Annotated in this window: 19 protein-coding genes; 9 read left to right on the plus strand and 10 right to left on the minus strand. The window is 42.5% G+C overall.

What is annotated here, in order from left to right:
* Nucleotides 1-77 precede the first annotated feature (77 nt).
* On the plus strand, nucleotides 78-1,220 hold the full coding sequence (locus tag IQ13_RS16435; RefSeq protein WP_144887711.1) for a hypothetical protein: 1,143 nt from the start codon (nucleotides 78-80) through the stop codon (nucleotides 1,218-1,220).
* Nucleotides 1,221-1,430: 210 nt separating this feature from the next.
* On the plus strand, nucleotides 1,431-2,123 hold the full coding sequence (locus tag IQ13_RS16440; protein ID WP_144887712.1) for a porin family protein: 693 nt from the start codon (nucleotides 1,431-1,433) through the stop codon (nucleotides 2,121-2,123).
* 115 nt (nucleotides 2,124-2,238) lie between these two features.
* Here the strand turns inward: IQ13_RS16440 and IQ13_RS16445 are convergent, their stop codons facing one another.
* Nucleotides 2,239-4,482 carry a Tex family protein gene (locus IQ13_RS16445; RefSeq protein ID WP_144887713.1) on the minus strand — a complete coding sequence of 748 codons (2,244 nt, stop codon included), beginning with the start codon at nucleotides 4,480-4,482 and terminating at the stop codon, nucleotides 2,239-2,241.
* Between the two features lie 325 nt (nucleotides 4,483-4,807).
* On the opposite strand from IQ13_RS16445, the gene IQ13_RS16450 reads away from it, so the two are divergent.
* Nucleotides 4,808-7,804: a SusC/RagA family TonB-linked outer membrane protein gene (locus tag IQ13_RS16450; protein WP_144887714.1), complete on the plus strand. Its 2,997-nt coding sequence runs from the start codon at nucleotides 4,808-4,810 to the stop codon at nucleotides 7,802-7,804.
* Nucleotides 7,805-7,824: 20 nt separating this feature from the next.
* Nucleotides 7,825-9,261, plus strand: a complete 1,437-nt coding sequence (locus IQ13_RS16455) for a RagB/SusD family nutrient uptake outer membrane protein (RefSeq protein ID WP_144887715.1) — start codon at nucleotides 7,825-7,827, stop codon at nucleotides 9,259-9,261.
* Nucleotides 9,262-9,311: 50 nt separating this feature from the next.
* Here IQ13_RS16455 and IQ13_RS16460 read toward each other — a convergent pair whose 3' ends face one another.
* The 6 genes from IQ13_RS16460 to IQ13_RS16485 form a co-directional block, all read right to left on the minus strand.
* Nucleotides 9,312-9,614: a hypothetical protein gene (locus tag IQ13_RS16460; RefSeq protein ID WP_144887716.1), complete on the minus strand. Its 303-nt coding sequence runs from the start codon at nucleotides 9,612-9,614 to the stop codon at nucleotides 9,312-9,314.
* Between the two features lie 137 nt (nucleotides 9,615-9,751).
* Nucleotides 9,752-10,390, minus strand: coding sequence for a peptidylprolyl isomerase (locus IQ13_RS16465; protein WP_144887717.1), 639 nt, complete (start codon nucleotides 10,388-10,390; stop codon nucleotides 9,752-9,754).
* Between the two features lie 198 nt (nucleotides 10,391-10,588).
* Nucleotides 10,589-12,325, minus strand: a complete 1,737-nt coding sequence (locus IQ13_RS16470) for a M14 family metallopeptidase (protein ID WP_144887718.1) — start codon at nucleotides 12,323-12,325, stop codon at nucleotides 10,589-10,591.
* 23 nt (nucleotides 12,326-12,348) lie between these two features.
* Nucleotides 12,349-13,986 (minus strand): M14 family metallopeptidase, encoded by a 1,638-nt coding sequence (locus IQ13_RS16475; RefSeq protein WP_144887719.1) that lies wholly within the window; start codon nucleotides 13,984-13,986, stop codon nucleotides 12,349-12,351.
* 125 nt (nucleotides 13,987-14,111) lie between these two features.
* The gene (locus IQ13_RS16480) at nucleotides 14,112-14,711 is read right to left on the minus strand and encodes a hypothetical protein (RefSeq protein ID WP_158637423.1); all 600 of its coding nucleotides are present in this window, start codon (nucleotides 14,709-14,711) and stop codon (nucleotides 14,112-14,114) included.
* Nucleotide 14,712: 1 nt separating this feature from the next.
* Nucleotides 14,713-15,600 (minus strand): hypothetical protein, encoded by an 888-nt coding sequence (locus IQ13_RS16485; protein WP_144887721.1) that lies wholly within the window; start codon nucleotides 15,598-15,600, stop codon nucleotides 14,713-14,715.
* A gap of 241 nt (nucleotides 15,601-15,841) precedes the next feature.
* Here IQ13_RS16485 and IQ13_RS16490 point away from each other — a divergent pair, with 241 nt between their 5' ends.
* The gene (locus IQ13_RS16490; RefSeq protein ID WP_144887722.1) at nucleotides 15,842-16,549 is read left to right on the plus strand and encodes a twin-arginine translocation signal domain-containing protein; all 708 of its coding nucleotides are present in this window, start codon (nucleotides 15,842-15,844) and stop codon (nucleotides 16,547-16,549) included.
* Nucleotides 16,550-16,592: 43 nt separating this feature from the next.
* Here the strand turns inward: IQ13_RS16490 and IQ13_RS16495 are convergent, their stop codons facing one another.
* The gene (locus tag IQ13_RS16495; protein ID WP_144887723.1) at nucleotides 16,593-17,213 is read right to left on the minus strand and encodes a Pr6Pr family membrane protein; all 621 of its coding nucleotides are present in this window, start codon (nucleotides 17,211-17,213) and stop codon (nucleotides 16,593-16,595) included.
* 100 nt (nucleotides 17,214-17,313) lie between these two features.
* Nucleotides 17,314-18,642, minus strand: coding sequence for an adenosylhomocysteinase (gene ahcY / locus IQ13_RS16500; protein WP_144887724.1), 1,329 nt, complete (start codon nucleotides 18,640-18,642; stop codon nucleotides 17,314-17,316).
* Between the two features lie 116 nt (nucleotides 18,643-18,758).
* Between ahcY and IQ13_RS16505 the strand changes: the two genes are divergently transcribed.
* The 4 genes from IQ13_RS16505 to IQ13_RS16520 all read left to right on the plus strand — a co-directional run bounded on the left by IQ13_RS16505 (nucleotide 18,759) and on the right by IQ13_RS16520 (nucleotide 23,381).
* Nucleotides 18,759-19,256 (plus strand): Lrp/AsnC family transcriptional regulator, encoded by a 498-nt coding sequence (locus IQ13_RS16505; protein WP_144887725.1) that lies wholly within the window; start codon nucleotides 18,759-18,761, stop codon nucleotides 19,254-19,256.
* Between the two features lie 124 nt (nucleotides 19,257-19,380).
* Complete coding sequence (locus IQ13_RS16510; protein WP_144887726.1) at nucleotides 19,381-19,689, plus strand: phosphoribosylpyrophosphate synthetase; 309 nt, start codon at nucleotides 19,381-19,383, stop codon at nucleotides 19,687-19,689.
* Nucleotides 19,690-19,769: 80 nt separating this feature from the next.
* Nucleotides 19,770-20,501: an SIMPL domain-containing protein gene (locus tag IQ13_RS16515; RefSeq protein WP_144887727.1), complete on the plus strand. Its 732-nt coding sequence runs from the start codon at nucleotides 19,770-19,772 to the stop codon at nucleotides 20,499-20,501.
* A gap of 63 nt (nucleotides 20,502-20,564) precedes the next feature.
* Nucleotides 20,565-23,381 carry a TolB family protein gene (locus IQ13_RS16520; protein ID WP_144887728.1) on the plus strand — a complete coding sequence of 939 codons (2,817 nt, stop codon included), beginning with the start codon at nucleotides 20,565-20,567 and terminating at the stop codon, nucleotides 23,379-23,381.
* Nucleotides 23,382-23,458: 77 nt separating this feature from the next.
* Here IQ13_RS16520 and IQ13_RS16525 read toward each other — a convergent pair whose 3' ends face one another.
* Nucleotides 23,459-23,917, minus strand: a complete 459-nt coding sequence (locus IQ13_RS16525) for a hypothetical protein (RefSeq protein WP_144887729.1) — start codon at nucleotides 23,915-23,917, stop codon at nucleotides 23,459-23,461.
* Nucleotides 23,918-23,929 lie beyond the last annotated feature (12 nt).

A 23,929-nucleotide genomic window follows, 5' to 3' on the forward strand; every position in this document is an offset into this window, starting at 1 on the left:
CAGTTGCTGTTTGCAATCAGCGCAAACCCTTAATCGGCTTTTGATTGTATTACTTTTACCCAAACTTACATGTTGCTATGTTGAAAACGAAAAGTCGAGTGTTACTTGTGCTGTTACTTTTGGTTAGTGCTGTTGTTGTTACTGCGCAAACAAGTACGGCACGCAATTTAAAATTGCCCAACCTGTATGCCGGTATAGAAGTAGGCTCGAAAGGCGTGAAGATGAGTTTGATTGAGTTGACACGCAGTGCAGAAACAGGTAATAGTTTTACCATTGTAAAAGATACCAGCGTAAACACCGACTTTATTTCGTTTACATCGGCTACGTTTGATGCTACGCTGGAAGGGTTGACGGCCTTGTATAACGTAGCACTTACAAAATATAATATTCCAACAAAACGGGTCTTCACTGTTATCAGCAGTGGTGTTAAGCAGCAAGCTGAAAAAGAAAAGAAAACCGAATCGATTGCAAAACTCATCTCAGCCTTTCAAACAAAAATTAATGAACCCGGCCGTTTGGTAGAAGTGGTGGATGTAATGCAGGAAGCGAAGCTTTCGCATTTGGGCATTGTACCCTTAAGTCGCAGGTACACTACCTTCTTAATTGATATTGGCAGTGGTAATACCAAAGGTGGTTTTTTCCCGTATGGTAATGACAGCTATTTCTATTTGTTTCAGTTGAATTGGGGAACAAAGAGTACGGCAAATGCTGCAGACAAATTAAGCGGCGACGATAAATCGTTACAGAATTACAGTAAACAACTGCAACGTGTAGCAGCCAATGCAGAGAACACAGATATTACGTATGCTGTTAACACAAGCGGCAGCTATCCTGTAAGCGATCATATTGCCTTCAGTGGTGGTATTGCGTGGGCTACTGCAACGTTATTGTATCCAGAGCTGAGTAACAATCCCATCATTCCTGTTACGTACGAAGATGTAGAACGTTTTACCAAACGTGTGAGTGAAAATTTTTCATCATTAAGTGAAGCGTACCTGGTAAGTAAGTTGGGTAATGGTAAGTGGGATAAAAAACTTGTAGGCGAAGAAATTAAACGGGTGCATTCGGTGTTCGATCAAAAAGCATTGATGGCGGGCAGTGCATTATTGCTGCGTATTATGCGCCAGTTTAAATCGGTAAACGAAGCCAAACAGTTTTATTTAATTAAGAACGGACAGGTTGGTTGGGTATCGGCCTATGTTACCGAAGCTACAGATTAGTTTGTGTACTTGCCCCTTGTTTATATAAAGAGCTCCGCAGTTGCGGAGTTTTTTTATGCACTGTATTAAACGTTGTTGCTTTTGTTTTGTCAGAAAATCCGCTTGGCTGTTTGTTGCGTATACAACTACAGTTGATTCATTCAGCTATACGGTGCATGCTGTATAATTATTTTGGCATGGTGTTTGGCAAACAAGAAAAAAATTACGTTTATGAAAATGAAAATCATTTGTCTTATCATGTTCGCTGCCGTTGTTGGCAGTGCATCTGCCCAGGAATCATCAGTGTTTTTAAAAGCGGGTTTTAACATGGCCAATGTATCTGTTACAGATGGTGGCGATGTTGATGAGGCCCGTATGTTACCAAGTTTTCATGTAGGCTTGCAGGGCGATATTCCTGTTATCAAAAATATTTTATCTATTCAACCGGGATTGTTGTTTACAGGAAAGGGTTCTAAAGTGCAGAGTGGTACGCAAGGTTCCAATGGTTATTTTAAGGCGTCAACTAATCCTTATTACATTGAAGTGCCCGTAAACGTAGTAGTGAAAGCTCCGTTGGGAGATGGTGCAAAGTTTTTTGTTGGTGCAGGTCCGTATGCCGCTATGGGAATTGCAGGTAAACGTAAACTCGAATACCAGGCGTTGAATATTGTTTATAACAGAACCGATAATATTGAATTTTCAAATGATGATCCAACTACATCTGGAGAAGAGGGTGCAGGTTATGGTATTCTTCGCCGCTTTGATTATGGTTTAAACGGAACCATCGGCTTTGAAGGTAAAACCGCCATGTTCTCAGTGAACTATGGTTTAGGCCTGGCTAAACTGCAGTCCGGTGCAGATAATAATGCTGATGCAAACAATAAACACAGAGTATTGAGCTTTACAATTGGCTTTAGATTGTAAAGGTGAAGCTGACAGTTACCGGCTACAACAATCACTCCATCATAAATTAAAGAGGCGTACTGTTTTCAGTACGCCTCTTTGTATTCGCTTATTGCTTAAAGCTGTCAGCTTACATCTATTTTTTAAACTTATTCTTCAATGCAGCCAATGCATCATTTACACTGAGGTTGCTTAAGTCCTCTTCTTTCTTTTGGAATCTTGTGCCTTGTACTTGTCCCTTGAGCCTTGTGCCTCGTGCCGGAGCTTCCTGTGTTTGCTTAATGGATAAGGCAATACGCTTCCGTACAAGATCTACCTCCACCACTTTTACCATCACTTTATCGTTGAGCTTTAATTTCTCTGCCGGATCAGTAATATAGTCGTGTGAAATTTCTGAAACGTGTACAAGGCCATCTTGCTTTACACCTATGTCAACAAAAGCACCGAAACGTGTGAGGTTGGTGACAATGCCGGGAATAACCATACCAGGTGTAACTTCTTCAATGCTGAAAATGTTGGCATATTCAAACACCTGTGCTTCGCTGCGGGGATCAAGACCGGGTTTTGCCAATTCTTTTAAGATATCGTTGATGGTTAATTCTCCAATGGTTTCGCTTACATATTTTTTAGCGTTGATCTGTTTTACCGTTGCTTCATTGCCCACCAGTTCTTCCAACTTCACCTGTAAATCTTCCGCCATTTTTTCTACTACCGCATACGCTTCGGGATGCACGGCACTTTTATCCAATGCATTTTCGCCATCGTTGATGCGTAAGAAACCGGCGCATTGTTCAAATGCTTTATCACCAAGGCGTGGAACTTTCAGCAACTGTTTGCGTGAAGTAAAACGACCGATCTCGTTTCTGTACTTTACAATATTTTCTGCAATGCTGCTGTTAATACCACTCACATAACTGAGCAAATGTTTACTGGCAGTATTTAAGTTTACACCTACCTGGTTTACACAACTTACTACAGTTTGATCGAGGCGTTCTTTTAAACGCACCTGGTTTACATCGTGCTGGTATTGGCCTACACCAATACTCTTCGGATCGATCTTTACCAATTCTGCTAATGGGTCCATTAAACGTCTGCCAATACTTACAGCTCCACGTACAGTAACATCTTTATCCGGAAATTCTTCACGGGCTACTTCGCTTGCACTGTATACCGATGCACCATCTTCATTCACTAAGAAGATGGGTAAACCTAAGTTGAGTTTTTTAATGAATTGCTCGGTTTCTCTTCCTGCAGTACCATCGCCAATGGCAAATACCTGCGTATGATATTTATCTACTAAATGACGGATGGTATGTTCGGATGAATACAATTTGCCCGGCTCATGGATGTAGATGAGATCGGTTGTTTGCAGTTCGCCTTTTTCATCAAGGCAAACAATTTTACAACCGGTACGGTAACCGGGATCGATTGCCAATATACGTTTGCTGCCCAACGGACTGCTTAATAACAGCTGACGTAAATTTTCTGCAAACACAGTAATGGCTTCTTCATCACCTTTTTGTTTTAACTGCGAACGGAATTCTGTTTCAAGACTGGGTTGCAGTAAACGTTTGTAGGCATCTTTAATGGCACGCTTCACTTGTGCCGTAGAATCGTTCATGCCCTTTATAAATAAGCCATCAACTAATTCAATTGCCAGTTCTTCTTCGGGCTCAATGCTCATTTTTAAAATGCCTTCTGTAAAACCACGAAGTATAGCAAGAATACGGTGCGATGGAATTTTATGCACCGGTTCACTGAAATCAAAATAGTCTTTGTATTTGGCGCCTTCTGTTTCTTTGTCTTTTAATACGCTGCTCTTTACGAGTGCTTCATCTTCAAAAAACTTACGCAGCTTGGCACGCACCTGCGCATCCTCGTTCACCATTTCCGAAATAATATCTCTTGCTCCCTGCAATGCATCATCGGCACTTGCTACTTTTTCGTTGATGAATGTTGCTGCCTGCTCAGCTACATTGATGTCTTTCTGTTCAAGCAATAACAAAGCCAAGGGTTCCAGTCCGTTTTCACGTGCTGTTTGTGCTTTTGTTTTACGCTTGGGTTTGTAGGGCAGATAAATATCTTCCAGCTCGTTTAACGTAGCAGCTTTGTCCAGTTTCTCCTGTAGTGCATCCGTCATTTTACCCTGCTCGGAAATTGTTTTTTCAATAAAAGCTTTACGTTCTGTAAACTCTTTCAGAAATTTTGATTGGTCCTGTATCTGCTGAATCGCTACCTCATCTAAGTTGCCTGTTTTATCCTTACGGTAACGGGCAATAAAGGGGATAGTGGCACCTTCGTTCAATAACTCCATTACGGCTTCTACCTGCTGCACACGCAGGCTGAGTGAGCCTGCGATCTTTGATGAAAATTCTGTCATTCTATCTACGTTGTCTTGTTAAAAAAGGGGGTGCAATATAAACCTGCTGACCAAGAAAAAAAATTTGTTCGTTTCAAACTCTTTCAGAAAAAATCTTTTTACATGACAGCAGTATGACAAACAAGCTGTTATTGTGTAAAAAAATTACATAGGTATATTCATTCAAACTTGGTTTTTTACCTCTCGTCAAAAGTTGACACCGAAAGCGCAACATCACATCAATATGTTTTGTCATTCACTAACAGGTATACGTTATTTGCGTCCTGTTTTACTTAAGGTGTAGCTTAAGTAAGTTTTTATTTTTCACTTTAAAACCTCATCGTTCATGACAAGAGAAACTCTCCGGGTTCTTGTCTTGTTTGTATTTGGTATGCTTTCCTTCGCCTTTGCCGATGCACAAACGGTAAGCGGAAAGATTACCTCACAAACAGGAGAACCCCAGCCTTTTGCTACTGTACAGGTAAAAGGTACACAAACCATTACTACTGCAGATGCCCAGGGAAATTATTCCATTAAAGCCAAACAAGGCGATGTTTTAGTGTTTACAAGTACTTCTTTTGAGGCAAAAGAAGTTACTGTTGAAGGCAGTGTAATGAATGTAACTGTTAATGCAATTGTTAATGCACTGAAAGAAGTGATTGTAACCGGTTACACCGCACGTTCAAAACGTTCGAACATAGGTTCGGCATCCACTGTTGTAATTGACGACATCCGCACACAACCCATTGCATCGTTCGATCAGATTTTGCAGGGACAGGCTCCCGGTTTAAATGTAAAAACAGGATCGGGACAACCGGGGCGTAATGCCGATGTAATTATTCGTGGACGTACATCTGTAAACGGATCGGTAGAGCCGTTATACATTGTTGATGGTGTGGAAGTACGGCCCGGCGATTTCAGTACGATGAACCAAGGCGATTTTGAAAGTGTAACGGTGTTGAAAGATGCAGCATCAACTGCTATTTACGGTTCTCGTGCTGCAAATGGTGTGATCGTTGTTACAACTAAAAAAGGTAAAAGCGGTAAAGTACGTTTTGCTTACGATGGGCAATTTGGTATTTCAATGCTTCCGGAAAATAAACTGAAGCTGATGAATACACAGGAGAAGCTCGATTTTGAAATGAACATTGCCGGTAACCCATGGGGTTGGTCTGCTGCAGATGTAACTGCACTCAGCCAGATTAATACCAATTGGAATGATTTTGTTTTCCAGGATGGCAAAATGCAATCGCATCAGTTAAGTGCAAGTGGCGGTACTGATAAAACCACGTTTTATACTTCATTCAGTTATTTCGACCAGGAAGGTGTTACCATTAACACCGGTTTAAAACGTTACAATGGTCGTTTGAATTTATCGCACAGCGAACGCAACGTTAAGTTTGGTGTAAATCTCGCCGGTGGTTGGTCCAACTTCCGGGGAACTTTTGAAGGCGACCAGAGTGTTGGTTCTCCATTGAACACTGTATTATGGGCATTGCCTTACGAAAAAGCATACAACGATGATGGTACGTATGCAGGCTCTGTGCAGTTTCCATTCTGGTTAAACCCAGTTGAAGAACTGAAAGAGAACGGCGATAACAGCTGGCAATTGAAATCGACAGGTAATGTATTTCTCGAATACAAATTACCATGGATCAAAAACTTAACCTACCGTTTTAATGCGGGTGGTGACTATTCGCAGTTTGAAGGTTTTTCCATTACTAAAAAAGGAACACAGGCAGCTGAGCAAAACGGTGCAATCGGAAGTGGTTTGTCTGTTGATGGTTCTGTTGGAAGAAGTTTAGATCGTCGTTTCCGTTCAACCATCACCAACAGTCTTACTCACAAAGCAAGCTTTGGTGCAAATGGCGAACATGAATTAACAACATCTGTATATACGGAGTATATCCGTCGCAGAGGCAGAAGCTTTAACTATACAGGTTTTGGTTTATTACTGCCGTTCGATAATGAAGCAGGGCTTGTTGCAGGTACTGCAGCCAACGGATACATTCCGATTGTTGGTGGTGGTTTCCCCGAAAACAGTTCTTTGCTTTCCTATTTCGGTACTGCAGATTATGCATTTAAAAACAGATACTTTGTTACACTCTCCGGAAGAACGGATGGTTCATCACGCCTTAGTCCGAAAAACCGTTGGACACAATACGGTTCCATTGGTGCAGGTTGGTTAATTTCTGATGAAAGCTTCTTCAAAGTAGATGCTATCAATTACCTGAAACTGCGTGCAAGTTTTGGTGCAGTAGGTAACCAAAACGGTATTGGTGAATTCCCATACATTCAACAGTATGGCCGTGGTACTTATGGCGGACAAGGTACATTAAACATCAGCCGTTTAGGTAATGCTGATCTTACATGGGAAAAACGCAGAACTGCAAACGTTGCTGTTGAAGTAGAATTGCTGAAGAGCCGTATTAAAACAACCGTTGAGTATTATAACAGCTTAACAACCGGTTTATATTTTGAGCCAACAGTTCCTGCAACCAGTGGTGGTAACAGAACCATTCTTGCAAACAACGGCAGTATGGAAAACCAGGGTATTGAAGTAAGCTTATCTTTCCGAATTATAGATGCGAAGAGTTTTAAATGGAATGTTGATGCAAACTATGCATACAATAAGAACACCATTAAATCATTACCGGACAACCAGGACTTCCAGTTGTACAAGAGTTTCCAGGCTTTACAAGTAGGTAAACCATTGAATAGTTTTTACCTCGTACAGTATGCAGGTGTTAATCCTGCAAACGGTAATTCACAATACCTGAAAGCCGATGGTAAAACCATTACGGAAGATTATGACGCCAATGATTTGACTGTGTTGGGTACAAGTGATGCGCCGCATAACGCCGGCTTCACCAATACGTTCAACTTTAAAGGATTGGAACTCTCTGCATTCTTTGTTTATTCTGCAGGTAACTATGTGTATAACAACGCACGTTTCAATGTTGAATATTATCAGTACACAACATCCGGTTTTGCACGCAGCGGTTTAACTGCATGGACCACACCCGGACAAATCACCAACTTCCCACGTATCGACGAGGCAACGCAAGGACAAACAACACGTTTCCTTGAAAAAGGTGATTTCCTCCGTTTACGTAATGTGATGTTGTCGTATTCTTTACCAAAGAGTATCACACAAAAACTGAAGATCCAGGGCTTGCGTGTATTTGCGCAGGGACAAAACCTGTACACATGGCACAAGTTCCAGGGATGGGATCCTGAAGTATCATCGGTAGTTGATGCTGATGGTGCCAACGCATCTGTAAGCGGTGCACAGTATCCGGCTTTACGTAGTGTGAACTTTGGTTTGAATTTAAATTTTTAATGAACGAAATTTTTTAGGATATGAAAATAACCAAACCGTTTCTGCTGCTCATGGCCCTGTTTATTACAGGATTCATGGCGTGCAAGAAACCTTTAGATACGGTGCCCGATACTTCGCTCACCGAATTAAAAACATTTGATGATGTACGCAATGCTTTGCGTGGTGCGTACGATGGTTTTCAAAGCAATAACTATTATGGTAATCCCGGTGCTTCCGGATCGCCAAGTGGCTGGAGTGGTTTACCCGAACTGATGGGTGATGATTTTGTGGAAGCATTGGAAAGTTTGGGTAACTGGAATATTATGAGCGAAATGATTTATGCTTCAGACAACGGACAAGTTGCCGGCATCTTTATTCAGCCTTATGAAATTATTTCAAGGGTAAACAACCTGTTGAAGTATATCGATAAGTATGAAACAGGTGCAAACGCAGCTGAAGCCAAACGCATCAAAGCGCAGGCGCTTGCTATCCGTGCACATGCACATTTTGATCTGATGCGTTATTTCGCTCCCGATTTCGGTCGTAATTCAACCGCATTAGGTGTTCCTTATGTAACCATTTTCGATCCACAAAAACCGTTTGCTAATTTGCCTGCACGCAATACAGTAAAAGAAAACTATGATGCCATCCTGAAAGATCTTGGTGATGCATTGGTTGCTTTTCGTGATGGTGGTAACACAACCGGTAACTCATCTCGCAATTATATTGACAGTGTGGTGGTGTATGCCATGCGTGCAAGAGTGAATTATTATGCATCGCAGTGGACAGCAGTTATCAGTGATGCAAATGTTGCGTTGGGCTTACGTCCTGTTGGCTCAGCTGCAAATTATGTAGCTGCATTTTCTACTGCAGGTGAAACTGCCCCTTCAAGCGAAGTGTATTGGGCAATCCCATCCGATAATGCGTTGCGTCCGGGTGCAGCTATAAGCGGAGCAAGCCCCAACTACCGTGTAACTTCAGCTATGACGGCTGTATTACAGGCCCAGGGTGGTGCTTATACAAATTCAGGAATCAATCGTTTTAACCAGGCCGGACTTGGCGGTATTCAACGCACACTTTGCTGGAAGTACCCCGGTATCCGCAGCTTTAAAGTGTTTCGTGCGGGTGAATTGTTGCTGATGCGTGCAGAGGCGAAACAACGTACAAGCGATGCTACGGCAATTGACGATTTGAACCTGCTGCGTACAAACAGAGATGTAGCAACAGGCAGCGAAACCGGTGCTGCGTTGCTTGATGCAATTTTATTACAACGCCGGGTGGAGTTGTTGGGCGAAGGTCATCGTTGGTTCGATCTGCGCCGAACAACCAAAACCATTGTTCGTAACGAATGTGGTGTTGCAGGTGGTTCACGTGCATCGAACTGCACCATCACGTCTACATCACGGGCATGGACATTCCCGATTCCGTTCAACGAAATCAAAGTCAATCCGAACCTTGTACAGAACCAGGGTTATTAATGAATGATGTTAACAGAAAAAGCTGTTCAGTTATTTACTGAACAGCTTTTTTATTGCTCATCTTTTTCGTGATGCGTTAATTCGTTCTGCATCACTTCTTCAATTTTTTCGTGCAGTACCTGTGCCGAAGCATGCACCCAGTCGGGGAGTTCGGTAATTTCTTCGGCTATCTTCCAGCCATAATCATCCCTGTGCATTTTAAAGAGTAAACGGTTGCCTCGTTCATCTGCAACATCAACACTGAAAAAGCCTTCCTGCAGCCCACCGAGTTTGCGAAAGTTGAATTCACGTAAGCGCCCGTCTGCTTTAATTAAACGGGTGAACTGAATGTTTTTTGTTACCTGTAGTTTCATCTGTAAGTAAGTTTTTTAGTTGTGTGTACGTTTACAGATGCGGATATGGGAACAGATGCAAAAGCAAATCTCGTGCACAAGTTGATTTTTGTGGAAAACTTAAAGGATGAATGTATGCCTGCAGAAGCTGGATGCGATCAATCCTTAATCACTTTCGCTTCTTTAATGAGGTCGATCTGCGGAAATTTATTGATGAACCATTTGTTGCCTTTGAAGTAAATGGTATCGGCCGGCTTCATCGCATCGTTGCCATAGCCTGAAAAGAATTGACGCACTACATCCATACCGCTGATGACTTTTGCAAACGGCACAAACCCTTTTACGCCGCCTGCATTCAAGGTGTCGTAGCTGAGATTGTTGCGGAGATTAATGAAGATGGATGTTTTGCGGGTGTTGGGTGCACCACGTGAAAAACAAATGGTGCTGTCGGTATTGGATGCAACCACGGGTTCGTCTTTTAAATTTTTACCCTGCCAGAAAATATTCTTCTGTTTGTCTTCGCTAACGCCAAACTGTACCAGAAAATCTTTTACCACACGAAAGATAACGGTGTTGTTGTAATAACCGCTACGGATAAGCTGGTAAAAACGATCGGCACCTAACGGCGACCAGCTGCGGTACACTTCAACAGTAAAATTGCCTTTGGTTGTTACAAACTCTGCTTTGAATGTTTCAGGTGCTTTTAGTTTTAAGAGATTGGCATCTGTTTTCAAAACCTGTGCCTGGGTTTGCACAAGCAGTAGTGAGGCGAATACAAAAAACGAGAACGATTTCATGTTGAACAGTTGATGCTGAAAATTACAAAGCTTTCACTAAACTGCTTGTAATAAAAAATCCTCACAGTTTAGCTGTGAGGATTTTCTTTGTGTATTCGGTGAAAACCTTTGTGATCTTTGTGCTACATATTAGTTACACGAAGAAAACAAAGGATGCACAAAGCAATCGAAGAGATTCCATACTTCATACTTTATACTTTATTTCTTTGCAACACCACCTTTCTTACTATCTACACTGATGCTGTATTTGCTGCTGCCTTGCACGACCCAACGAACGGTAACAGTCGATAAGCCCGGAATATTCGCTACTTCAATTTTCTCAGGATTGCTTGTTTGTTCTATTGTGATGTTGAGATCTGCATTTTCAACGATCATGCCTGCCACCACTTTTGCACCGCTGATCGAAATATAATCAGGACGCTCAATTTTATATTTCAGATCATGACTGCTGTGTGTGGGCATAATGCGGCTGTTGGAAATAACAGCTGTTACTTCTTTCAATCCATTGCCCAGGTCTTTTTCTGTAACGGTATCAACATTCAGCAACGGTGTGTGATACGCATGGTAAATGGTAAATGCCATGTTACGGTGTGCATCGCTCTCTAACAAAAAGCCGGGATGTGCACGACCAAAATTTTTCTTGAAACCGCCAATTTCAATTTTACCGTATTGCGGATGATCGTATTCATGCCAGTCAACAAACGCATCTTTAAACAAAAGGTATGTATCAAAGTTGAAATTGGTATTATCCTGCGGGTTACGTGTTGCATCTTTGTTGAACATCAGATACGGTGTCCACAATTCGTTTGAATACGTATAGATACCACGACCGCCATAAAACCAATCCAACTCTCCACCATAAGCAGGGTAGAGATCTTTATGTACAACGAGGTAACGATAGCCGGGAATCAACTCTTCACCTTTCTTAGCAATAATATCGTACACCTGTATGTCTTGTGGATTATATGTCACCTGGTCTGTTGGATCACCGGGGCCACGCAAGATCATACCGCCTGCATTGTGATACGATTGTGCACCTGCAATGTTCGGATGCTTCATTACAAAATCCATCACTGCTCTTGTTTCGGGTAAGGAGAACGGATACTTGTACGCACCATTCTGGATGTAGTTGGGTTGCCATCCCCAGCCCCAGTCACGGTTTGGATCGTATTGAAACGTGTAGCCATCTTCATTCACTACGCCATCACCATCATCATCTTTTCCTTCTAATCCAAGCAATTCGTAATCGCCTTTTTCATCGGGTCCCACCTGTATCATCCGGCGAGGATCTGATGGATCAACACGGTAACGACCGGTTGCACTTTTGCGACGCATCAATAAAATTTCATTGTCTTTATCCAGGTCGTCATAACCATCTTCGTCCACCAAACCATCACGATCGTTATCTACAGGTATCACACCCGAACGTGGCGTGCTGCCGGTGTTGGGTTCGTGAAAATAACTGTCACGACCATCGGGGTTAATGGTTGGAACGATATAAAAAACTTTATCAGCCAACAGCTCTTTAATAAAGCGTGTGTCTTTAAACGATTCGGTTAAATACCATGCTGTGTATAACGAAAACTCTGCGCCCTGTACTTCGTTGGAGTGAATATTGCCATCGATATACATGCCCGGTTTCTGATCGGGGTTTCCTTTTTTGAAATCGGTAATGGTAAGGCACCAGATATCACGACCTTTAAACGATTTGCCGATGGATTGCAGTTTCGCTAATTCAGGATGTGCCGCTGCGATCTTCCTGCAGATTTCGGTAATGCCAGCATGATCGTAATAACGGTTCCAGCTAACCGCAACTTTCGGATTAGCCGGCGAGCCTGCAGCTTTAAAAATCTGATCAGCATTTTGTGCAGTAGCAAACAACGATGAAATACTGAATGCAGTTGCAGCGATATATTGTTTGAATGAATGTTTCATTGTTTTCTTGTTTGGAGTGAACATTAAAGTGTAACCTCAATGGTTTTTGTTCCGGTGGTTGGACTTCCTGCTTCGATGGTAATTTTGCCACTTCCTTTAATCAGCCAGCTCAGTTGCTTGGAACTGTAACCTTCCAATGCATTCAACAGTTGAATTTTCTTTCCGCTGATGATGGATTGTGTGCTGTTGTTGTTCACTTTTACATTGATGCGTTTTACCCAGTAACTGCGTTCGCCTAATTTGGAGTGCGAGGGCAATGCAGCTTTATTGATTACATCCAGCGTAATTCTTGTTAAGCCGTTGGCCAGTTTTTCTGTTTGTACATTGGTGATGTCGATCTCCGGTTGTGCAGCAGCAAGCTTTACAATGAATAAACTATGTTTCTTTACTAAATCTGGAACAAGTGCGTAGGGTGGTGTTTGAATCACAAACGGATCAACACCGCCTACTTCTACTTTTTGATTGGGAAAATCGGGATGCTGTATCGCTTTCCACTCGGTAAACACATTGCCGATATTTTGTTGCGAAGCCCAGCGTAAGTAATTGGCTGTTGCATCTTCAACCGTAAATGCTTTTTCATTCTTTGCAGTATCGGGTTTCGTTTTGGGTACCCACCAACCCGGTGTGCTGAAACTGAAACGGCCATAGTGATAATACCCCCACGATAACAGATCGCCGCCGTTAACTGATGATGCTGGTGCATCTTTCAGTCCAACAGTTTTGTTGTACAGATCGCTCACCATGCTGTTCACTTTTGTATCGGGCATTAACCAGCCGGCAAGAATGGGTGCTGTTGCTGCCTGCGGATTAAATGCATAAGGCGTACTTAAATTATTGTTGCTGCTGAAGCTGATGACTGCATACACATTGAAACGATCGAAGAGTTCATCAAGCAATGCTCTTGTTTCATTTTCACTTGCAGGAAATTCGCCGGAGCCTTGCGAGAACGATGGATGCTTAAACGTTAAGTTCTTATTAAACCATACGCCACCTTCACCATCTTCATTAAAGTTGCCGTCTTTGTCATTGTCTTTGCCTTCGGTAAAAACAAGATAGTTGCCTTTCTCGCCCTTGCTTGCATCAGCTCTGATCAACACACGTGGATCGTTTGGATGAACACGGTGCGTGCCAACAGGTGATTCAACACGCATCCAGGTGATCTTGCCGTTTCCATCCAGGTCATCGTATCCATCTTCATTACTGCTGCCATCACGGTCATCATCAGTTGAAGTAGCGTTGCCCTGGCGTTCGAAACGGAGTGATGCAAAGTATTGTTCCATTGCATCAGGACTCATATTGGGGAAAATATAAAACGTTGTTTTGTTGAGCAGGTTTTTGATACTGTCTGTTGTAATACCCTGCATTAAACTTTCTGCAAAGCCAATGGCCAATTCGGTACTCAAAGGCATATTGCCTTCCACACCACCTACAACGGCAATCGCCGGTTTGGTTTCTGTATTGCCGGAGCCGATGGTGATTTGCCAGATGTCTTTACCTCCGTTTGTTTTCGTGAGTGATTTTACTTTCACCCATTGCGGATTTGCTTTTGTCAACGCATTGATGCGGTTGGTTTGCTGGCTGAAATTGCTGTAACCAGTTTGTGCGGAGATGCTGTTGTGACAGAGCATGCACAAAAGATAAGCACCTATTCTTTTCATCATAACGAAATTGTTTTGGTAGCCGAATATACACAAAACAAAAGCCCGTGTTTCTGCTTTTGATGAATGGCGGAATAGGGGGATGAGGTGGGTAGGAGTTGGGGATTTGTAATTTGGGTTGCTTTGTGTTATCTGAACTTGGCAGAAACAGTATAGCAAACCTTTTCGTTAATGCGGTAGAAAATTTCGTTGTTTATTTTACGGGCACGGCGCAGGTTTCTCCTGTCGAGCAATACACCGTTTTCATCATAGTACTGTGGCTGCTGGTAGAATGTAAGAATGAAATATTTTTCGGGCGAGAACGGCGAAGTGCGAACGTTGTTGCGGATGCTCATAAACGTCAGCAGCTTTGCTTCTTTATCGGTATAATAATCGAGTTTGTTGATCCATGTGCATTTAATGGCTTTCATGTTTTGTAAAAGACTCATGCAGGTTGCTGCATTGTAACCATATTTTGTAAGTGTATCTGCAAAAGACGGATCTGATAAATTGAATTCATACACATAGCGGATGCTGTCTGTTTTCATTTCTGTCAATACATGCCTGAACGCACCGTCAGTAAAACCCAGCGATATTAATCGTTTAGATGTAAGCTGAGCGTACTGCTTTTCAATAGCAATGATTGCCTGCTCGTGCTGAAAATAATAGTTACCGGGAAACTGTCTTCCTGCTCTGCATCCTGCAAGCAATGCTGCAGCAATCAACAATATGGATAGTTGTTTTGCCATGTTATCTGTTCCGTACACTCCAGCTGATGCCAAAGAGTAAACTGTTTAATGCTTTCTGATCAATTTGCCGGAGCGTAGTAAATCCTGCATCCCAATACGTTAAGGTAATGACACCGTTTTCTTCGCTGATGCTTTTTAAAACAACGTAGTGTGTGGGAATATGTTTCTTCACTTTGTTGTGATTTTTTTTCCTGAGAATACTGTTGTTGAGATAAAGAAATACATCACCATGCAATAGTTTCTTCTGCAGCGAATCAACAAGGTGCTTTTGTTTTACACGTACAAGATCGTAGCCGATGCAGCGGATTTCTGTTTGCATCATGGCCCGCAGCATCCGGTTAAACTTTGAAAGATTGGTTGCAGCCCATAAGCCCAGTTCTCTGTCACGCTTATAATTGAGGTGTAAAAGATTCAGATAGCCTTTGTAATGATCGGCCAGTGTAAAAAAGAAAACCTGGTCGGCATCGTTACGGTCAAGTTCACCTTCGTACAAAATGGTGCCGGCTGTTTTTCGCACTGCTGCGGTTGGTTTATACCGCACCGATGCATACGTTGCTTCTCCATGTTTATAAAGGTTGAGCATAAACTGTACATACCCCAACGGATCCTGTTCCAGCAGAATATAGCCAACAGCTGCGTAACCGCAGAAGTTGGTATTACGGCCGGCGTACAGAAATACCGGTTGCTCGGCGTTTCGTTTAAGATTAGCCAGGAACAGCTCCGGATTTACATTTTGCCAGAATGTGCTGGCGGTAAGTGTGGTTTGGTTCAGCAATGCAAGTGCCTGTTGTTTTTTGTTGAGGCGTAAGCCGCTGCTGGTTTGAGCCGTGGCTGCAAACAAGTTCCAACAGAGTAAGCAACAGAATAATAGTCGTGTAGGAATACCCATGCTTTGAATAACGCTTATCGCACTAAAAGTAAAAAGAAACTGTTAACCGAAAGGTTTCTGCGGCACTCATTTGTCATATTTATAACATGCGTGCAGTTGCAAGGATTTGCTGCTTGCATTTCGCTTGCAGATTGTTTACCTTGTTCAGCTTACTCTTCCATTATTTTTTTCTCCGTTCCCGGTTCAATCTGTACCGATTCGTATTCCTGTATTTGTTCTTCACATCAAAAAATGACATGTCATGAAAAAAAATGAACAGAATCAGGCAACTGCACGCAGAGAATTTTTGGGTGCAGTTGCAGCCGGTGCAGCTGCTATAGGACTGGCAGCTTTTCCCGGTGCAGCCAATGCAGGACCTTTTTTGGAGAATCGAATGTACGCAGCCGATGAAACAAACCCCGACGAATGGTTTAACCGTATAAAAGGAAAACATCGCATTGTGTTTGATGCAACGCAGCCACATGAGCTTTTTCCGTTTGCATGGCCGAAAGTTTTTTTATTAACGAATGAAGCTACAGGTACTGGTGCAAAAGACTGCAGCGTGGTGGTTGTACTACGACATGCTGCTATCGGTTATGCAATGGAGGATAAGCTTTGGGAAAAATATAAGTTTGGCGAAATGTTTCATGCCAACGATCCTAAAACAGGAAAAGCTGCAACCCGCAATCCGTTCTGGAAGCCGCAGCCGGATGATTTTAAAATACCCGGTGTAGGTGCGTTGCCGCTTGGCATCAACGATCTGCAGAACGAAGGTGTGATGTTTTGTTATTGCCAGGCAGCATTTGGTGTTTATTCAACCGTTACTGCTGATGCCATGAAGATGAATGTAGAAGATGTGCGTAAAGAATGGCAGGCAGGTCTGTTGCCCGGTATTCAACCGGTGCCATCGGGTGTATGGGCGCTTGGCAGGGCACAGGAAAAAGGCTGCGGTTATATTTTCACAGGTTAGCATTCTCCAACCAAATCAAATCCCTCCGGCAGGAGGGATTTTTTTATACTTTTTTTCTGTTGCCCAGCCATGTAAGCAACAGCGATACCAATAGAAAACAGCCGGTAACATACAACGCATTGATAAATGCTTTTGCGTAACCGAGCTTGCTCACATCAATAAAAAAATAAGGATAAAAGTTGCTGAACGAACCACGTATCAATACATAAACAAGATAGAAGAGCGGATACAGCAGCCAGGTTGAAAGTTGTTGTAAGCCAATATTTCCGGTTGATGCATAAATAAACCAATACACAAGTGCAAGCAGTGGTGTAACTGTATGCAACAGGTTGTCTGCAACCAACTGCCAGCCTTGCGGATTCCATTGAGAACGCAATACAAGGTTGTACACCATACCCACAATAAAAATATAAACGGTTACAGCAGTAAGCACACCCGGCTTATGAAAGAAGCCTTCCTTCTTTTTTTGTAGCAACAAGGAAGTAAAGCAAACAGCAACCAAAATGTTTGTGAGAATAGTAAAGTAACTGAAGAAACGGATGATGGCTTCGCCAACTTCGGTGGTTCGATTTACAATTTGTAAGTAAAACTGCAAGATAACAGCGAACCAGGTGATAGCTGCAATACAAATTTGAAAAGCTCGTTGCGTTTTGGTAACAGGCATGGCGATTGTGTTATCATTAAAGTTAATTATTACAAAGCAAAAACCCGCTTCAAATGAAGCGGGTTTTTGCATGCAGCTGAAAGCAATTGCTACAGCGATATTAATAACGATACATTTCAGATTTGAACGGACCGTTCACAGAAATACCGAGGTACTCAGCTTGTGCTGCAGTTAATTCATCTAACTGTGCACCTACTTTTGCAAGGTGTAAACGAGCTACTTTCTCATCGAGATGCTTTGGCAGAACGTATACTTTGTTGTCGTAGTTGGCGTGGTTGTTCCACAATTCAATTTGCGCCAGTGTCTGGTTGCTGAACGAGTTACTCATCACAAATGATGGGTGACCTGTAGCACAACCAAGATTCACCAAACGACCTTCAGCCAACAGGATGATGTCTTTACCATCAACATTATACAGATCAACCTGTGGTTTAATGGTATCTTTTGTTTGACCGTAGTTAGCGTTCAACCAGGCAACATCAATTTCAATATCGAAGTGGCCAATGTTACAAACAATGGCTTTGTCTTTCATTGCTTTGAAATGCTCTGCAGTAATCAGATCACGGCAACCTGAAGCAGTAACGATAATGTCTGCTTCTTTTACTGCATCAATCATACGTTTTACTTCAAAACCATCCATTGCAGCTTGCAAAGCACAAATAGGATCGATCTCTGTAACAATTACACGGCAACCTGCACCACGTAAGCTCATGGCACTTCCTTTACCCACATCACCATAACCACCAACAACAGCTACTTTACCAGCCATCATTACATCGGTAGCACGACGGATCGCATCAACCAGACTTTCCTGGCAACCATATTTGTTATCGAATTTCGATTTGGTTACAGAGTCGTTTACGTTGATTGCAGGCATTGGTAATGTACCTTTTGCTACACGCTCGTATAAACGATGTACACCGGTAGTTGTTTCTTCGCTGATACCTTTAATGCCGGCAATCAGTTCAGTATAGTTATCCAACACCATGTTGGTTAAATCCCCACCATCATCCAAAATCATATTCAACGGACGCTCAGGTGAACCGAAGAACAAGGTTTGCTCAATACACCAGTCAGCTTCTTCCTGTGTTTGACCTTTCCATGCGTACACACCAATACCAGCAGCAGCAATAGCAGCAGCAGCATGATCTTGTGTAGAGAAGATATTGCAAGAGCTCCATTTAACTTCAGCACCCAATGCCACGAGTGTTTCAATTAACACGGCAGTCTGGATGGTCATGTGCAAACAACCTGCGATGCGTGCATCTTTCAACGGCTGCTTTGGACCATATTCTTCACGGATTGCCATCAAACCGGGCATTTCTGCTTCGGCAAGGCGAATTTCTTTACGACCCCATTCTGCGAGGTTGATGTCTTTTACTTTGTATTTCAGATCAAAATCGATCTTGTTTCTTGTGAGCGTTGACATTTGTTATAGTTTAGGCTGCAAAGGTAGTTTTTCAGGATAAAATAATGCGAATGTGTATAAATTCAGGAAATCATTCTAATTTGGCAGGACAGTAAAGAATAAAATCCTGTTTGTACATGGCAAAAGCGCTTAAAACAGAACAAACGACTAATGAACCCGTTACGCTGGATAAAACCGATCTCAGTATTCTGCGGTTGCTGCAGCAAAATGCACGGATGACGGTAAAGGAAATTGCCGATAAAGTGCACCTGAGTACAACGCCTGTACACGAGCGCATTAAATGGTTGGAGCGGAGTGGTGTCATCAAACAATATGCTGCCTTGATCGATCATGCAAAGGTGAAGAAAGGATTGATGGTGATTTGTTATGTATCGCTGAAAGAACACAGCCGCAATGCAGGCACGAAATTTATTAAACATATTAACGAACTGCCCGAGGTGATCGAGTGCTATAATATTTCCGGTGAGTTTGATTTTATGCTGAAGGTGGTGGCAGAAAACATGGACGATTATTATAACTTTCATGTAAACAAACTGAGCCAAAGCGAAAACATCGGCAATGTGCAGAGTGTGTTTGTGATGGGTGTGTTGAAGCATACGCAGGTGATGGTTTGAAGAAGAAGTACGAGGTACGAGGTACGAGGTACGAAGTAAGAAGTAAGAAGTGCGTCCTGTCTGACGCCCACGTCTGACGGATAATAAGGAGTGAATATTTTTTTCAACTATAAACTAAACATCTATGTACAACTACGATACAGTAACCGAAGCCATTAGTGGTTTAAAAGCAAGAGGTTTTACGCTCGACTTTAATCTGCAGGTGAATGCCATCCAATGTTTTAATCCCGATCTCAATCTTACGCCACAGGAATTTGAGATCAAAGAAGTATACCGTTTCGAAGGCGATACCAATCCCTCCGACGAAGAGATTGTGTATGCCATTGAATCGAAAGACGGGCACAAAGGGGTATTTGTAAATGGCTATGGTCCTTCGGCTGATGCAGTAGGTGCAGAGATGATGCAGAAGCTCACAGATCATCACAACCAATAGGCAAACATTAACAAAAAAATGCGGCTGCAGGGTATTGTTGCATTCCTGCAGATAACTACTTTAACAGAAAGAAAAACAAAATGAAAAATTACATTGGTGCAGCCATCATTGCAGTGGCTGTTATTGTTGGCCTGTACATTATTGGAAATGCCTACAAATACAAATTCAAATCAACCGAAACCATTTCTGTTACCGGTCTTGCAGAAAAAGATTTCACCAGCGATCTCATTGTCTGGAGTGGTTCGTTTAACCGTTATGGTTTTGAATTGAAAACAGCGTATGCTACACTAAAAGCCGATGAAGCGGCTATACGGTCTTATCTTAATTCGAAAGGTATTGCCGATAGTAACATTGTGTTTTCGTCGATCGCCATCAATAAAAATTTCCGCCGCAGTTACGACGATAAGGGCAACGAGATCAGTGCAGAGTTTACCGGTTATACACTCACCGGTAATGTGCGGGTAGAATCGAAAGACATTAACCGGGTAGAAAAACTGTCGAGAGAAATTACCGAACTGCTGGAGCGAGGCATTGAGCTGAACTCGAATGCGCCGGAATATTATTACACCCGTTTAAACGAACTGAAAATTGACCTGCTGGCCAAAGCAAGTGAAGATGCCAAAACAAGGGCTGAAACCATTGCCAGAAACAGCGGCGGTTCGTTGGGTGGAATTAAGAAGGCAACCATGGGTGTATTCCAGATAACAGGTAAAAATGCCAATGAAGATTACAGTTATGGTGGAGCTTTCAATACTTCCAGCAAAGAGAAAACAGCATCCATTACGTTGAAGGTGGATTATCTCGCCGATTAAAAAAGTTTTATGCATGTGCCAAACAGGAAGATCGTATATCGGTCTTCCTGTTTATTTTTAAGAATGAAAACGAAATTTTTGTTTGTCATTCTCTTGTTTTGTACAGCTGTAACAACCAATGCACAGGTGTTTGGCGGCAATCCTGCTTCATTAAAGTTTTATCAACTCAATACCGATACGGTGCGCATCATCTTTCCAAAATCGCTGGAAAAACAGGCGAGGGAAGTGGCATGGCTGCAGCACCAGTTGGTGAAACATAATCCGGCATCGTTGGGTATGCAGCACCGTGAGTTCAATGTGGTGTTGCAGAATCAAACAACAACCTCCAATGCCTATGTTGGTCCGGCTCCCTGGCGCAGTGAGTTTTATATGATGCCGGATTTAAACAACCTGGAAAGTGGTGCGCTTCCCTGGCATCGTTACCTGGCTTTGCATGAGTTCAGGCATGTAGAGCAGTTCTCTAATTTTAACCGTACCATTCCCAAACTGGCAGGAGTGTTTTTTGGCCAGGAAGGACAGGCAGTAGCGATGAATCTTTCCGTACCCGATTGGTTTTGGGAAGGTGATGCCGTTTGGCAGGAAACAATGAGCAGCACACAAGGAAGAGGACGATTACCTTCTTTTTTCAACGCATACCGTTCGTTGTGGTTGGCTAAGAAAAATTATTCGTACCAGAAATTAAGGAACGGATCGTACAGACATTTTGTGCCTAACCATTACGATCTTGGTTATTTGCTGGTAACCTATGGCCGGGAAAAATATGGCAATGATTTATGGACGAAAGTAAACAACGACGCACTCGATTTTAAACAGCTCGTTTTCTCCTTCCAGAAAGCCGTTCAAAAATATACGGGAGTAGAGTACAAGCAATTTGTAAACGATGCCTTTAACTGGTATAAGGAAAGAATGCAGGTTGAAGCACATGCGTTTTTTGCAAACATGCAACCTGTAACAAAAGCAGAAAAGAACAACGTGGTAAACTATCTCTATCCCGTTGAAGAAGCCGATGGCAGTGTATTGGTGTTAAAAACATCGTACCGGCAGATACCAACATGGGTACGTATCCATCAAAACGGATATGAAGAAAAGCTACGGCCAAAAGATATTACCGAAGATCAGTATTACTCGTACCGCAACGGTAAGATTGTATACACTGCTTTTGCTACCGATGCACGCTGGGAGTGGAAAACGTACTCAGTCATTAAGATCTGGAATCCTGCAGTAAATGAAATAAAAAAGATCACCAGTAAAACACGTTTGTTTCAGCCCGATCTTTCGCCCGATGCAACGAAAGTAATTGCGGTGAATGCAACAACCGATCTGCAAACCAACCTGCAGTTGCTTGCAGTAGATGATACGTTGAAAATTGATTTACCGAACAACAACAACTATGTGTATTCGTATCCGAAATTTTCAGCAGATGGTTCATCTGTTATCAGTGCAGTGCGTAATCAAAAAGGCGAAATGAGTCTGCTGCAAACAACGCTTGCTGCAAACGATGAGAAGTTGTTATTTCCATTCAGCAATACTGTTATCGGGTTTGTACAAGTGAGTGGCGATACGGTATTATTTACATCGCCCCAAAATGGACGGGATGCTTTGTACATGTACGATCTGCAACAAAAGAAATTATTCCGTGCGGCCGAGTTGCCCAATGGTAATTACCAGGCAAGCATCAACACGGCAACAGGGACGCTTATCTGGAATACATTTACGGCCGATGGATATATGTTGCTGAAACAAAAGATCACCGATCTGCGGTTGGTTGAAGAGGCAGCGCCAAGTCAACTGGCTGATCTGTATGTTGCATCAACCAAATCAATTGAACGCAATCTGTTGCAGGAAGTGAAGCCGATGGAAGGAGAAGTGAAGCGTTACCATTCTGGTTTAAACTTATTTAATATACATAGTTGGCGGCCCTTTACCACCGACCCGGATTATGGGATTACGTTTTACAGTAACAATATCCTCAACACAATGATTGGCGAGTATACCTACAATTACAACCGTAACGAAAAATCGCATGCTGTTTCTGCTGCGTTGGTATACGGTGGGCTGTATCCACAGTTGTCGGTTGGCGCAGCGCAAACCTGGAATCGCAGCCAAGCGTATAATGCTGATACAACGTTTACCTGGAATGTAAGCAACGTAAATGCAGGCGTTACATTGCCGTTTAATTTTACGGGCGGTTTATTGTTCAGCAACCTTACGTTAAGCAGCTCCATCAATGCAGAGCAAATTAATTTTACAGGCGTTGCCAAACAACTGCTCAACAACCGCACACTCAATTACAGCAGTTCATCCATCAGCTGGGTTACACAAACGCAAAAAGCGTATCAACAGATCTATCCGAAGTTTGCGAATGTGTTATCTGCACGCTACCGAAGAACCATAAACGGTCAACAGGGTAGCCAGTTGTTATTGAATGCAGGTTTGTACTTGCCGGGCTTCTTCCGCAACCATAGCCTGGTGTTGTTTGCTTCAGCTTTTACAAGAGATACTTTGCGGGGCGGTTTGTTCAGCAATAATCTTTCCTTTGCCCGTGGGTTTAATGCAGTAAACCTGCCACGTATGTGGAGGGTGAGTGCGAATTATCATTTCCCGATTGTGTATCCCGAATTTGGCGTCGCCAATCTGATTTATTTTTTGCGTGTGCGTGGCAACCTGTTTTACGATTATACGCATGCAAGAAGTTTGCGGACAGGCAGGGAATTTCCGTTTGAATCAACAGGTGCTGAAATTTATTTCGACACACGGTTGTGGAATGTACAGTCCTTTACATTTGGTGTGCGGTACAGTCGTTTGCTCACGACTGATGTACTGGCGCCAAACAAAAATCCAAATCAGTTTGAATTGATTTTGCCGATTGAATTGTTTTAATACAATTTCACAATTGCATAAAAAAGCCGATGATGTTTTACATATCATCGGCTTTTTTGTAAGTTATCAGAAGCTTTTTACAAGACCTTTATTTTTATATCCGGTGCTGTATAATAGTAGCCGAACTTGTCTTTTACAATAATATCCGTAATCAAAATCTCATCTTCTTTCTTTACAATCTCGTACAGGTTTTTTTGCCAGTTGGCAGGCAGGTAAGGGGAGTTGCTTACATTGGCTCCCGATGTATTGAACCGGGTTTTTATTTCACCTGTTTTTTCGTCTTCAAACTTATCCTTGCTTTTATAAACAAGGATGAAACGGGAAATATGGTACTTCACTTTTTTGTCGTCGATGACCCATATAGCCGAATCAATTGTTGGCAGCAACAGATCCAACGGCAGATCGCCGCCCTTTGTTTTACCCCAGAAACTTTGCAGTACCGGTGGTTTTAAGGTAGGCTTGGGTTTTTCCTGCGCATTACCTGCTAATGTAAAAAGCGTTGCTGCAACAAGGATCAGAAGACGGGGTTGTTTCATTAAATGAATTTG

It is taken from the genome of Lacibacter cauensis, from assembly GCF_007830055.1.
Lineage (GTDB): Bacteria > Bacteroidota > Bacteroidia > Chitinophagales > Chitinophagaceae > Lacibacter > Lacibacter cauensis.